Source organism: Hydrobacter penzbergensis, from assembly GCF_900106985.1.
GTDB classification, from domain to species: Bacteria; Bacteroidota; Bacteroidia; order Chitinophagales; family Chitinophagaceae; genus Sediminibacterium; species Sediminibacterium magnilacihabitans.
Map to the genome: position 1 here is coordinate 189,035 of NZ_FNNO01000007.1, position 13,012 is coordinate 202,046.

20 protein-coding genes are annotated in these 13,012 nt (G+C 43.9%); 15 read left to right on the forward strand and 5 right to left on the reverse strand.

The features are described from left to right. Positions 1-93 precede the first annotated feature (93 nt). The 10 genes from BLU98_RS09610 (at position 94) to BLU98_RS09655 (ending at position 8,753) form a co-directional block, all read left to right on the forward strand. The gene (locus BLU98_RS09610; RefSeq protein ID WP_092723803.1) at positions 94-2,049 is read left to right on the forward strand and encodes a TonB-dependent receptor plug domain-containing protein; all 1,956 of its coding nucleotides are present in this window, start codon (positions 94-96) and stop codon (positions 2,047-2,049) included. A gap of 23 nt (positions 2,050-2,072) precedes the next feature. Next, positions 2,073-2,681, forward strand: a complete 609-nt coding sequence (locus BLU98_RS09615; RefSeq protein ID WP_026774031.1) for a DUF6580 family putative transport protein — start codon at positions 2,073-2,075, stop codon at positions 2,679-2,681. Between the two features lie 60 nt (positions 2,682-2,741). Continuing rightward, complete coding sequence (locus BLU98_RS09620) at positions 2,742-3,680, forward strand: ABC transporter substrate-binding protein (RefSeq protein WP_092723804.1); 939 nt, start codon at positions 2,742-2,744, stop codon at positions 3,678-3,680. Then, complete coding sequence (locus tag BLU98_RS09625; RefSeq protein ID WP_092723805.1) at positions 3,677-4,183, forward strand: bifunctional adenosylcobinamide kinase/adenosylcobinamide-phosphate guanylyltransferase; 507 nt, start codon at positions 3,677-3,679, stop codon at positions 4,181-4,183. Before BLU98_RS09620 ends, BLU98_RS09625 begins: the two co-directional genes overlap by 4 nt. A 5-nt stretch (positions 4,184-4,188) precedes the next feature. Beyond that, positions 4,189-4,833 (forward strand): 5,6-dimethylbenzimidazole synthase, encoded by a 645-nt coding sequence (gene bluB / locus BLU98_RS09630; RefSeq protein ID WP_092723806.1) that lies wholly within the window; start codon positions 4,189-4,191, stop codon positions 4,831-4,833. 1 nt (position 4,834) lies between these two features. Continuing rightward, on the forward strand, positions 4,835-5,569 hold the full coding sequence (locus BLU98_RS09635) for a Dph6-related ATP pyrophosphatase (protein WP_092723807.1): 735 nt from the start codon (positions 4,835-4,837) through the stop codon (positions 5,567-5,569). An 11-nt stretch (positions 5,570-5,580) separates the two neighbouring features. Next, entirely contained in the window at positions 5,581-6,612 is a 1,032-nt protein-coding gene (cobT, locus tag BLU98_RS09640) for a nicotinate-nucleotide--dimethylbenzimidazole phosphoribosyltransferase (protein WP_092723808.1), read from the forward strand. A 5-nt stretch (positions 6,613-6,617) separates the two neighbouring features. After that, complete coding sequence (locus tag BLU98_RS09645; RefSeq protein WP_257574866.1) at positions 6,618-7,412, forward strand: adenosylcobinamide-GDP ribazoletransferase; 795 nt, start codon at positions 6,618-6,620, stop codon at positions 7,410-7,412. Positions 7,413-7,423: 11 nt separating this feature from the next. After that, complete coding sequence (gene cobC / locus BLU98_RS09650) at positions 7,424-8,029, forward strand: alpha-ribazole phosphatase (protein WP_092723809.1); 606 nt, start codon at positions 7,424-7,426, stop codon at positions 8,027-8,029. Between the two features lie 145 nt (positions 8,030-8,174). Next, the gene (locus BLU98_RS09655; RefSeq protein WP_092723810.1) at positions 8,175-8,753 is read left to right on the forward strand and encodes a MarC family protein; all 579 of its coding nucleotides are present in this window, start codon (positions 8,175-8,177) and stop codon (positions 8,751-8,753) included. Between the two features lie 43 nt (positions 8,754-8,796). Here the strand turns inward: BLU98_RS09655 and BLU98_RS17795 are convergent, their stop codons facing one another. Beyond that, complete coding sequence (locus BLU98_RS17795) at positions 8,797-8,937, reverse strand: hypothetical protein (RefSeq protein WP_257574867.1); 141 nt, start codon at positions 8,935-8,937, stop codon at positions 8,797-8,799. A 10-nt stretch (positions 8,938-8,947) separates the two neighbouring features. Between BLU98_RS17795 and BLU98_RS18070 the strand changes: the two genes are divergently transcribed. From BLU98_RS18070 to BLU98_RS09680, 5 genes are all read left to right on the forward strand, one after another. Continuing rightward, a complete protein-coding gene (locus BLU98_RS18070; protein WP_371937840.1) occupies positions 8,948-9,145 on the forward strand; it encodes a DUF2752 domain-containing protein in 198 nt (65 codons plus the stop codon). Further along, positions 9,069-9,422 carry a TM2 domain-containing protein gene (locus BLU98_RS09665; RefSeq protein WP_092723811.1) on the forward strand — a complete coding sequence of 118 codons (354 nt, stop codon included), beginning with the start codon at positions 9,069-9,071 and terminating at the stop codon, positions 9,420-9,422. Before BLU98_RS18070 ends, BLU98_RS09665 begins: the two co-directional genes overlap by 77 nt. A gap of 77 nt (positions 9,423-9,499) precedes the next feature. Then, positions 9,500-9,862, forward strand: coding sequence for a hypothetical protein (locus BLU98_RS09670; protein WP_092723812.1), 363 nt, complete (start codon positions 9,500-9,502; stop codon positions 9,860-9,862). Between the two features lie 86 nt (positions 9,863-9,948). Continuing rightward, positions 9,949-10,278, forward strand: coding sequence for a DMT family transporter (locus BLU98_RS09675; protein WP_092723836.1), 330 nt, complete (start codon positions 9,949-9,951; stop codon positions 10,276-10,278). 45 nt (positions 10,279-10,323) lie between these two features. After that, positions 10,324-10,623, forward strand: coding sequence for a HigA family addiction module antitoxin (locus BLU98_RS09680; protein ID WP_092723813.1), 300 nt, complete (start codon positions 10,324-10,326; stop codon positions 10,621-10,623). A 168-nt stretch (positions 10,624-10,791) separates the two neighbouring features. Here BLU98_RS09680 and BLU98_RS09685 read toward each other — a convergent pair whose 3' ends face one another. The 4 genes from BLU98_RS09685 to BLU98_RS17800 all read right to left on the reverse strand — a co-directional run. Then, positions 10,792-11,142 carry a hypothetical protein gene (locus tag BLU98_RS09685; protein WP_092723814.1) on the reverse strand — a complete coding sequence of 117 codons (351 nt, stop codon included), beginning with the start codon at positions 11,140-11,142 and terminating at the stop codon, positions 10,792-10,794. A gap of 233 nt (positions 11,143-11,375) precedes the next feature. After that, on the reverse strand, positions 11,376-11,678 hold the full coding sequence (locus tag BLU98_RS09690) for a nucleotidyltransferase family protein (protein ID WP_092723815.1): 303 nt from the start codon (positions 11,676-11,678) through the stop codon (positions 11,376-11,378). Between the two features lie 64 nt (positions 11,679-11,742). Then, a complete protein-coding gene (locus tag BLU98_RS09695) occupies positions 11,743-12,618 on the reverse strand; it encodes a hypothetical protein (protein WP_092723816.1) in 876 nt (291 codons plus the stop codon). Positions 12,619-12,631: 13 nt separating this feature from the next. Further along, a partial coding sequence (locus BLU98_RS17800) for a hypothetical protein (protein WP_257574868.1) occupies positions 12,632-13,012 on the reverse strand: 381 nt, incomplete at its 5' end.

Consider the following 13,012-nt stretch of genomic DNA (forward strand, 5'->3'; position numbering starts at 1 on the left):
ATGGAATGTAAATGCTGTCTGCAGCAGCAATTTATATTTCTTCTTTTTTCAATTTTCCTGAAAGCTCATTGTTCAACTTAAAACAAACAAACAATGAGCAAAACATCGACGCTCTTATGCATGCTTACTGCTTCCCTGCTGGCAGGACAAACGGCATTTTCACAGCAGGATTCTATCCGAACGGGACAACTCGATGAAGTGGTGGTTACCGCCAACAGGGTGAGTCTCAAGCAATCGCAGACCGGCAAGATCGTAACGGTCATAGACCAAAAAATGATTGCCAATAACCAGGGCAGAACGCTCGCCGAATTACTCAATACCCAGGCAAGCTTTTTCATCAACGGATCGAACAATACGCTGGGAACCAACCAGGACCTGTATTTCAGGGGTGCCGGTGTAGGTAGTATGTTAATCGTAATAGATGGTACGCCGGTATATGATCCTTCGCTGAGCAGCAATTCTTTTGATCTGAATAATATTGCGCTGGACCAGGTGGAAAGGATCGAGATCCTCAAAGGCGGACAAAGCACCCTCTGGGGCAGTGATGCCGTAGCCGGTGTGATACAGATCTTCATGAAAAAAGGAACCGGTAAAAAAGCCAACGTCAATGCTTCCGCTGCCTATGGCACTTACAACACATTCCGCGCAGGAACAGGTTTGAGCGGAAGGCTGAATAAGCTCGGTTACAATGTACAGTACAGCTACGTTAAAAGCGATGGGATGGCTGCTGCTTATGACAGCACAGGCACACAGGGTTTCAAGAAAGATGGATTTGAACAAACCAATGTGCTTGCCGAACTCAATTACCAGTTCAGCAACCGCTTATCGGCAAGGGCTTTTGGCAATTTCGGCGTTTATAGAACCGATTTACCCGGCGGCGCCTTCACCGATGAAAAGGATTATACCGCTAAAAATAACCACCAGTTGAGTGGATTCTCGTTGCAATACCACGACAACAACGGATTCAGCTGGAACCTGATGGGCAGTTACCAGCAGGCCAAAAGGTTGTTCGTGAACGACAGTACTTACACTGCCGCTTATACCAAGTATTATTCCGGTAATTATATTGGTAACTCTTACGTGCTGGAGACCAACGGCAACAAAAAATTCAATGCGCATTTGCAATGGGTGGGCGGCATCCAGTATACACGTCAGAATACAACCCAATCATCCCTGTACATCAGCACGGGTGTTCCCGCTTACCAGTCTTCCTCGGCATTGGGTAAAGACAGCACGTATACCAGCCAGTTTTCGGCTTATAGTTCATTGTTGCTGACAGATCTTGGTGGCTTCAATTTTGAAGCGGGTGGTCGCATCAACCATCATTCCATCTATGGCAACAACGCTACTTATACTATTAACCCGTCTTATAATATTGATGAGAACACCAAATTGTTTGTAAACATTTCTTCTGCTTACAAAGTGCCTTCTCTCTACCAGTTATACAGTGAATACGGTAACAAAGAATTGAAACCGGAAAGCAGCACCACTTATGAAATAGGTGTGCAAACACAAAGCAATAACAAAAGACAGAGCCTGCGCTTTGCGGCATTCAAAAGGGATATCCGTAACCTCATCATCTTTTATACCGACCCGGTAACCTATGCCGGTCAGTATATCAATCGCGATGAACAGCACGATTATGGCTTTGAAGTGGAAAGCAACACACAATTGGCTTCTTTCGGAACCTGGAGCAATAACCTCAGCTTTATCGACGGGCAGGGTGTTGAAAGCGGTAAGAAAACAGACAACCTGTACCGCCGTCCCAAGTTCGTGTTCAACAGCAGCCTCACCCTGCAGCCTTGCAAGGCGCTGACAGTTATTCCTTCATTCAAATATGTAGGCGCCCGGTTAAAAGGGCCTTACGATGCGGGTCCGGCTGAACAACCACATTATTATACCATCAATTGCTATGCGGGATATGCTTTGTCCGGAAAAATTAAAGTATTTTTGGACTTCCATAACATCACCGATCAGCAGTATTTCGATGTTGTTGGTTACAACAGCAAACGATTCAATATGATGGCCGGTTTCAGTGTTAAACTATAATAACTAACATCAAATCAACTGATATGTCGCTCAACAAAATCAATCCGCGCGTTTCTTTGCTTTTAGTGTTCATTGCCCTGACGGCTGGCTTACGCGTTTTCTCTGCCACCTCAGCAGGAACACAAGCTGCTCTCAACAACTTCACGCCCATTGGAGCCATGGCTCTTTTTGGGGGCGCTTATTTCCATACCAAATGGAAGGGTTATTTCTTTCCATTACTGGCGTTGTTTCTGAGTGATGTGGTTATGATGAAAGTAGTATATGCGGGAACCGGGTTGAGCAATGGTTTGTTGTACGATGGATGGTACTGGACCTATGGTGCTTTTGCGTTGATGGTGTTGATCGGATCGCTGATCAAAAATGTAAGCTTCAAAACTGTAATTGCCGGAGCCGTTGGTGCTGCATTGATGCACTGGATCGTTACCGATTGTGGTGTATGGCTCAGCGGTGGTACCGATATTACCACAGGCCTTCCCTATACACGCGACTGGAACGGATTGGTGAAATGTCATATACTGGCCATTCCTTTCATGAAAAATATGCTCATCGGGAACCTGATCTATGGCGCTGTACTCTTTGGAGGTTTTGAATACCTGCAAAAAAGATACCCGGCATTATTATCCATGCAATAAGTTGTTGCAAAAGCCTTCCGAACGGAAGGCTTTTGTTTTTCATCCTGATCAAAAAGAGTTATGGTTGCATTATCCTTTCTTCCGGCAGCTACCCGCATGATCTATGATATGGGATTGCAGGAGTTGCTGCATGGCGTTACGTTTGAATGCTTTCCTCCTGCCCTTGCAGAAAAACCTAAAGTAGTACGCTGCTTACTCGAAGGCCATCACTATTCAAGCCTGGAGATCGACCGTATATTCTCTGCATCCAAGGCACAGGGTAAGAGCCTGTATTATGTAGATGAGCCGCTGTTGCAGGAACTGAAGCCTGATCTGATCTTTACGCAGGATGTATGCGATGTATGCCAGATAGATACCACCTGCACTCATGCAGCTGTTGCAAAGCTGGACCACCAGCCGCTGCTTGTTCCACTTACCCCGCAAAACCTCGATGATGTATATCACACCGCCGTTGTCATTGCAACAGCTTTGGGGAAAGAAGAAGCGGCTTACGAATACCTCGCATCACTTAAAAAAAGAACCGATGGCATACTCGATACTTTGCGGGCCCATCGCATGCCTTTGAAACGCGTTATGCTTTTTGAATGGATCGACCCCATTTACAATTGCGGACACTGGATACCTTACCAGGTAGCGCAGGCAGGCGGCATCGATATGCTGAGTAATCCTTCGGGCGATTCCATCGTTACACAATGGGAAAGGATCGTGAAATACGATCCGGAGGTGCTGGTGATTGCACCCTGTGGCTTTGAAGTAACACGTGCTAAAGAAGAGTTGCACCTGCTTACCCAAAAACCGGAATGGGCTTCTTTGCAAGCAGTTCAGCACCGGCAGGTTTTCCTGGTCGATTTTGACCTTTTTACACAGCCCAGTGCCAGCACGCTCACAGATGGTATTGAATTACTGGCTGCATTGTTCCATCCTGCATTGTTCAAAATACCTGCTCATTTAACACACAAATACCTTTCCTTGTACGGAGAGAAAATAATGGCATCATGATCATTTTTGTAACCGGCGGCGCCCGAAGCGGTAAAAGTCGCTATGCACAGGAACTGGCGCTTTCCATGAGCCCCAACCCGGTATATGTGGCAACAGCAAAAGACTGGGGAGGCGATTTCAGCGACCGTATTAAAAGACACCAGGGCGACAGGGGTCCTGAATGGACCAGCTATGAAGCGCAAAAAGAAGTAAGCGCTTTGCCCATCGCTGAATGTGTATCGGTGATTGACTGCGTAACACTTTGGCTGACCAATTTCTTCATCGATTTTAAAAACGACATCGATCAATCACTCATTGCCTTCAAAAAAGAAATTGATGCGCTCGACAAAATGAATGGCACTTTCATTATCGTGAGTAATGAAATTGGCATGGGTGTTCATGCCGAAACTGAAATAGGCCGGAAATTCACAGACCTGCAGGGTTGGGCCAATCAATATGCTGCGGCCAAAGCTGCCCGGGTAGTGTTGCTGGTAAGCGGCATTCCTGTTACCATTAAGGCATAGATCGTATGCAGTTTAATATCACAGATACCGAAATACTGAGAAACATCATCCTCCACCGCAGGGATGTAAGGGGGAACCGTTTTTTATCAACCCCTGTTTCAACTACTGTAATGGATCAGCTATTGTTTGCATTTGAACATGCGCCATCTGTAGGATATTCCCAGCCATGGCAATTGATAGTTATCGAAAAAGAAACTACCAAACAAGCCGTTAAAAATATTTTCATTGAGTCGAATGATCATGAGCGTGTTCATTTTGATAGCGACAAAGCAAGTCAGTACCAGCGTTTGAAGCTGGAAGGGATCGTAGAAGCGCCCGTTAACATAGCTGTCTTCTATACGCCGCCCGGGCAACCGGTATTAGGACAAACAATGATGCCAGAGGCAGGCTTGTACAGCGTTGTTTGCGGTATCCAGAATATGTGGTTAATGGCCCGATCACTGAATGTTGGGATGGGATGGGTAAGCATACTGGAACCGGAAAAGATAAAAGAAGTACTGCATGTTCCATCACACTTGCAACTGGTAGCGTATTTATGTATTGGTTATGTGAGCAAGTTCGACGAATTGCCCGAATTGGAACTATTGGGATGGGAACGCAGGAAAAATCAAGCTGAATTCATACATCACGAAACATTCAAGCAATCCTGATATGCTACCTTATCGATCTTATTTTAACTGGAGTGGAGGAAAAGACAGTACACTGGCTCTTTATCATGCATTGCAACAACCCGCCTACAGCATAGAAAGACTGATAACCAGTGTGAACAGTACTTATAACCGTATTTCCATGCATGGAGTGAGGGCAGAACTGCTGGAGCAACAGGCCGGCGCCTTGGGTATACCACTACAACAATTACGGATGTCAGACCAGCCTACGATGACGGAATACAACCAGGCTATGGCAGCATTAACTGCTGCATTGTATAAAGAAGGGTTTACCCATTCTGTTTTCGGCGATATTTTCCTGGAAGACTTGCGCAAGTACCGCGAAGAACGGCTTGCCGAGCAACATATAAACGCTTATTTCCCGATATGGAAAAGAGATACTACTGAGTTGATACATGAATTCATTGACCTCGGCTTTAAAACCATTACCGTTTGTGTAAAATCGGAATTGCTGGATCAAAGTTTTGTGGGCCGTGTTATTGACAAAGATTTTCTGAAAGATCTTCCTTCCAATGTAGATCCTTGTGGCGAGAATGGCGAGTTTCACACATTCGTTTTCGATGGTCCCCTATTCAAACAACCCATTCCATTTACACTGGGCGAAAAAGTATTCAGAGAATACCAGGCGCCCAAAGACCAGGATGACAATTGTTTTTCAGGTACGGCCAACCGGCCTTCATCCATGGGATTCTGGTTCTGTGATCTTTTACCCGTTTAATTTCATTCATTATGTTACAAGAGCAACTGCAACAGGCCATCAACAATAAAACCAAACCATTGGGCGCGCTGGGCGCGCTTGAAACAATCGCATTACAAACAGGCATGATACAGGGAACCGTTCGCCCTGTCATCCGCCATCCGCATATTGTTGTTTTTGCGGGTGATCACGGCATCGCCGCAACCGGACTCGTCAACCCTTATCCACAGGCCGTAACGGCACAGATGGTGTTGAACTTTTTGCATGGAGGCGCCGCCATCAATGTTTTCACCAGGCAACACAACATCGAGTTGATAGTAGTGGATGCCGGCGTGAACCACGATTTTACCCAATTTCCCGATCATCCTCATTTCATTCATGCGAAGATTGCGCAAGGCACGCATAATTATCTCGAAGCGCCAGCCATGAGCCGTGAGCAGGCAAATGCAGCCATTGCAAAAGGAAAAGAAATTGTACACCAGCTGGCAACCAAAGGATGCAATTGTATTGGCTTTGGTGAAATGGGTATTGGCAATACTTCTTCGGCCTCACTGATCATGAATGCATTGACAGGCTTATCGATTGAAGCCTGCACGGGGCGTGGAACCGGCGCATCGGACGAACAATTGCAAACAAAGATCCGTACGCTGGAAACAGTTGCACAAAAGCATCACCTGAAAGCTTATGACAAAGATGCCATTGGCCTCTTATCGAAAGTGGGTGGTTTTGAAATTGCCATGATGGTCGGCGCGTATTTGCAGGCAGCCGAAGAAAAAATGGTGATATTGGTAGACGGATTCATTGCAACGGCCGCTCTTCTCATTGCGAAAGAGCTGAACCCTGTTGTATTGGATCATTGCATTTTTGCACACCACAGTGGTGAGCACGGCCATGAGAAAATGTTGCAACACCTAGAAGCCAGGCCCCTATTGCAGTTGGGTATGCGGCTGGGTGAAGGAACGGGCGCTGCCCTGGCCATTCCACTGGTGCAAAGCGCCGTTAATTTTCTTTGTGAAATGGCCAGCTTTGAAAGCGCAGGAGTAGAAAAAAAGAGTGAAGAATAACCGATATGGAACAAACGCAAAACAAAACGGGATTGAAACATCAATGGCATGTTTTTCTTACTGCCGTGATGTTCCTTACACGCATTCCTGTTCCGCATAATATTGACCATAGCAGCGGGATGCTGCAGAAAGCTGCCCGGTATTTTACCTGGGTTGGACTCGTTGTAGGTGTTATAGGCGGCGGGGTATTTTTTCTGTTGAACAAATATTTGCCCGGTTCTCTTTCTATTGCTTTTTCAATGCTGGCTACTATTTTGGCTACCGGCGCTTTTCATGAAGACGGTTTTGCCGATTGCTGCGATGCTTTTGGAGGAGGATGGACTAAAGAAAAGATATTGCTGATCATGAAAGATAGTCGCCTGGGTACCTACGGTGTAATAGGATTACTGGGTGTGCTTGGCTTTAAGTTTTTGTTACTTTCTTCTCTTAACGCTCTTTGCGATCCTTTGCAATTGGCATTAGTGCTAATAACGGCACACAGCACCAGCAGGCTCATGGCCATTGGTATCATGCAATCTTATTCGTATGTGCAGGACACCGATACCAGCAAAAGCAAACCTATTGCGAGCCGTAAGTTAACAATGCTTGAATTATTGATAGCAGGGATAGGCGCTGTATTGCCCATGTTGCTGCTAAAGCCTGTGTTCTGGCTGGTATTATTACCCATGGGCATTGCATGCTGGTGGGCCGGACGGTATTTCCATAAATGGATCGGCGGTTATACCGGCGATTGTCTCGGCGCCACACAACAATTAACGGAACTGGTGTTTTATTTATCGGTGTTTTTCATTATCCGTTAATTTGCACGATTATGGATATATACCTCATCCGGCATACCACTCCCGCCATCGCCAAAGGCATCTGTTACGGGCAAACAGATCTTGATGTAACCGACAGTTTTCCGGAAGAAATGTTGCGCACCAAAGCCCATTTACCACAAACTGTGAGCACTGTTTTCAGCAGTCCTTTGCAACGTTGCAGGAAATTGGCGGAAGCCCTTTTCCCACAGTATCCCATTCATTTTCACGATCATTTGAAAGAATTGGATTGCGGCGCCTGGGAAATGCAACCCTGGGATGATATCCCTAAAGAAGAGATCGATCCCTGGATGAAAGATTTTGTGCATGTAGCAGTACCCAATGGTGAAAGCTATACCAGGATGCACAAACGTGTGGTCGATTGTTTTGAACAAATACAACAGCATCCGGGTCCTGCTGTGATCGTAGCCCATGGCGGCGTGCTTCGCAGCATCCTCTCGCATATTACCCATACACCATTGAAAGAATCATTCGACGCTTTTACACTGCATTATGGTTGTGTGGTCAGGCTCTATCAAAACGGGGTGGGCTTTGCGCATGAAGTACTGTACAACCATTCCATTGAAGGAAAAGAATGGCATAGGCCAAGTAAAAATTGATCGTCATCCCGAGCGTCATTCCAACGTCATCCCGAGCGAAGCCGAGGGATCTGTCTGAGTGTGAAGCAGGCCCTTCGGTTCACTTCGTTCACTCAGGGTGACGATCAATAAAATATCTTTTTTATCTTTAGTCAAACTGCACCCGATGTCTCTCAGCTTCGATCAACTCCTTACTGTTACTTTCACCTTGTTTGCCGTGATTGATATTGTGGGGTCGATCCCATTGCTCATTGCCCTGAAAGAAAAAATGGGCGGCATCAAAACAACACAGGCAACGCTTGTTTCAGGATTGCTGATGATCGGATTTCTGTTTGTGGGGGAACCGTTCTTGAAAACATTGGGACTGGATGTACGTTCTTTTGCGGTAGGTGGTTCAATAGTGATCTTTTTATTGGGATTGGAAATGGTACTCGGGCATGAGATTTTCAAAGGCGATAAAGATACCAATGCTGGAAGCGTGGTGCCCATTGCCTTCCCTATCATTGCCGGTAGCGGCACGCTTACTACCATCATGTCGCTTAAAGCAAACTTCGAAACCGTTTATATCTTATCGGGTATCCTCATCAATCTTCTGGTAGTATACCTTGTTTTACATTCTTTGAAATTCATTGAACGCATCCTGGGTCCTGCCGGCTTGTTGGCTATCCGTAAATTCTTTGGTGTGATCCTACTGGCCATTGCCGTAAAAATATTCAGCAGCAATATTGCTGCATTTGGAAAATGAACCGTTTTGCCATCACCATATCATCTTATTGTACCAGGTGTGTTCAATGGTGCCGGGCGCGAACAGAGTTATTGTTTTGGGTGATGGCATTGCTGCTGCTGTTTTTGCGGCCCGAAGGTGGTATCGGCATTTCACTTTGTCCTTTTAAATGGATCGGTTTTACGCGTTGTCCGGGTTGCGGCATCGGCCATGCGATTCATTATGCCCTGCACCTGAACCTGCGCGATTCCTTTTCCAGTCACCCACTAGGAATACCCGCAGTAATTATTATATTTATCCGTATCAAACAATTGCTTTATCCTACAAACCAAACAAATGAAACCCAACCTTATTACCATGATTCCCGCCCTGGAAGGCGAAGAATTGGTTCACCTGCAAAGCATCACCCGTGAACTGAGCGATGAACAACTGCAAAGTTTTATCGCTGTATACAATGGCAAACGCCGTAAAACCGACGATATCCTGATAGGTTGCATATTGGGCTTCGTATGCGTAGGCGGCATACAACGTTTCATGGTAAAACAGAACGGCATGGGTTTATTGTATTTGTTCACAGGGGGCTTGTGCCTGATAGGCACGATTGTTGATCTAGTGAATCATAAGAAACTCACTTTTGAATACAACCAGCAAATGGCAAGAGAAGCCCTAGCGATGGTGCATTCTTATTGATTTTTTTACTGTTAAAAAAGATGGATTCGCTTTGATAAACCATCTCAAAAGAGTAATTTAACATCAAAACCTATATAATGAAAACGATCTTATTAAGTATTTGCCTGGCTTTTGTATTAACAGGCTTTGCACAACAAAAGCCAGCCGCGCCCGCAGCAACTGCTCCTGCTCCTGCTACCGCTGCCGCGAAACCCAAACAAGTTCAGAATCCTGCCGCCTGGGCCTGTCCGAAGTGTTATGCCATTACAAAAGATGGTGGACAATGTGCCAGTTGCAAAACAGATAAAGTACAATTGGGTACTTATTACTGTGCACATTGTATGAAAGGCACTGGCACCAAAGACGGTAAATGCCCTGCCTGTGGTATGGCTACTACACGTATGACCCGCAAACTTGTTGCAGAGCATACAAAAGGCGCGGCCATGAAGAAAGCTGCCTGATCGATTGATCGCCAATAAAAAAGCCCGCCCTCGTTAAAGCAATGGCGGGCTTTTTTATTGGCTACCTTTGCGCGAATTGCCTCAATATGAACTGGATCATTTTAATCATTGCCGGATTATTCGAAGTGGGTTTCGCATCCTGTCTGGGTAAAGCCAGGAGCAGCAGCGGCAGCACGGCTACCCTTTGGTATGCAGGTTTCCTGGTCTGCCTCACCATCAGTATGTACCTGCTCATGAAAGCCACGCAGAGCTTGCCACTTGGCACAGCTTATGCAGTATGGACAGGCATCGGTGCAGTAGGTACTGTATTGGTTGGTATTCTTGTCTTTAAAGAACCCGCGGATTTTTGGAGGGTGTTTTTTCTCATCACACTCATTGGCTCAATCATTGGCCTAAAGGCTGTGTCGCCGCATTAATGAGTCAGGGGGTCGAGATCATAGATTAACATTAAAATCAATAAAATGAAAAAACTTAGAAATATTCATCCGGGCGAAGTGTTGCTAGAGGAATTTTTAATTCCTTTAGGCATATCTGCTTACAGGTTATCTATGGATACAGGTATTCCTCAAACCAGGATATCTGCCATTATTAAAGGGAATCGTAGAATAACAGCCGATACCGCATTGAGGTTATCAAAATACTTTGGCAACACTGCAAAGTTCTGGCTTGGATTACAGGATGATTTTGATATTGAGAAGGAAAGCGTTCTTTTACGAAATCAATTAAGCTCTATCAAGAAATTTTCTGCTAATGCAGCATGAAATGATATAAAAGCATGTCGGCTCACTGGAGGTGCACTAGAAGATCACTTGTTTAACGCTTTTACTACACTAGAAGGTAACTTGACTGACGCTTTTACTATACTAGAAGGACGCTTTAAGTATACTAGAAGTGTACTACAGGAACACTACTGACACACTACTGGTATACTAACGGCTAACTACTTCTTTTGTTTTGAATTTTGAATGGGGCATTTCATTCAAAATTTCCTGTTCCGTTTTTCCTTCCTTCAATAAGCGCTGCACCTGTCTTGTCAGCTTTGAGTGGTTGATGTTTCTTCTTTCCTCGCGGGTCAGTCCTATTTTTAATTTTGCCGCGATCTTCGATGCCCGGCCCATCAGCCCTGCATATGCCATTGTGCTGCGAAAAGCCGGGTCCGTTTTCACACGCTTGCCGCTCAAGCTGCTCTTTGCCCGGGCATAGTGTTCACCGTCCATTTGATAGAAACAAATCCCGCCAATGGTTCCGGTGATTTTAATGGTTCCGTATTGTCTTGCCATAACTAAAGGTTTTAAGGAATAGAAGATACACCGTATTCCCCTGGCAAATAGGTGGCTTGTGAAATTTTCAAAAACCTCTAACAAGGTAGTTTACACGATTAGAAAAAATACAATGTGAGTCGTATAACCGTTATACAATTTCCTGCCCACCTTGGCATCCTAAGCAGTGGGCTGATACCTGTAAACAGGTGGCCTAAACCTATTTGCTTGCCCGTACAAGCTAATAGCGTACTTCAAGCTCCATATAAAAGCTGTTTTTGATTTTCAATAGCTTTTATAAAAAACGGATTTTTGAGCGCTTTCTCTTCTAAAAGATCAACTCTTCTATTCAATATCGCCTCAAGTGAAAATTTCAGATGGTAATAGTTATCTGCATATTCAGTTACACTGATGGGAAGGAAATTTACTAGCAAGTCAACATCGCTGTCTGTGTTGAATTGGTCTGTAAGTACAGAACCAAACGCATAAAGATGTTTCACACCATGAGTAGTACATAGCACAGATATATCAGAAATATGATTTTTAATCTGAAGCATGGTTAAAGCTACAAATTTTCTATGAATAGATGAGTGATTGAGCAAATGGCCTTCCGGTCATTGTCTAGAACAAATTAGCATAGGCATCCCATTTTGATACTCTTTTGCCATTCTCAAAATAGAGCCGATACCCATCTGCAAACTCAATTGCAGGATCTCCATCGTAACTATGCAATTGTCCCTCTTCGTTTCTTGTAACCCAATGAGGAAGTTTCGAAATAAGGCATATATTTCCAAAATACACAATATCAAAGAAGTTATTGAGTAACATTGATTTTAAATCATTGAAAAGAGGATCATTAATTACTTGCAGCCTCGTCATAAAATCATAAAACACCAAAGAATTATAAGTCCAGGGATAATTTTTACCGTTAAGATCAATATACTGATTTAAAGAAGAAAGCATAAAATCACTATTAAATACAGGTGATTCGAGGAAATATGCCTCCCATATGGAATAGCTAAGCATTTTCTTTACACTGTCAATATTACGTTGATGAAAGACTTGTTCAAAAAAGTTCCCACCCTTGGGTTGAATATTACCAGCATAAATACTTCTTCTTTTCTTTTTCAATACATCGCATACGTTATCAAGAATAATGTCTTCTTGCCTATTTAAATCATAAGCAACACTAAAGCATTGGTTTGTCAGCATAATAATTTCCCATGCCTCGTGTATTGAATGTCGAATCTCAAATCTATTAGGGGTCTCCTTTTCTGTAAACGTTTTTATTACAAGTTGAACCAATAGGCATGCCAACGGAGAATCGAGGATGATAATCTCTGGAAAAGAAAACTGTTGAGATTTAAAAATGTCTATAAGAACAATTGCACAATCACTTTTATAGTCTTCTTGTTTGTAGCGACAAGATCGATTCTTCCAATCACTTACAACACATTCATACAAGGCTTTTTGTTCTGTAGAAAATTCAGATATCATAAAGCAAAATGTTTTAAAATGGAAGTTCAGGGTCAATTATACCTCCATATTGACTAAAAATATTTTCTTCAGGATCATTTATAGTGTAATAGCCCTTGGTCGGCGATCCGGTATCTTCTTCTATAATCATTTTCAGTTGAAGTGGCAGTTCAATAATTTCTATATTTCGCATTGGGAAATCTTTTTGAAAATTAAGAGCAAGAACATTTTCTGAAAGATTAGCTCTGATTAACGAACTATGTGTATGAAATCGGCAATGAGAAAAAATCCTATTGAGCGTATCTCGTGTGCAGTACAGAATAATGCCATACCACTGATCATTATTGCCTTCAAAGATGATATTAAGAAAACAATCATTTCCATGCTCATAACACTCAAGCTTAAAAATGAAAAA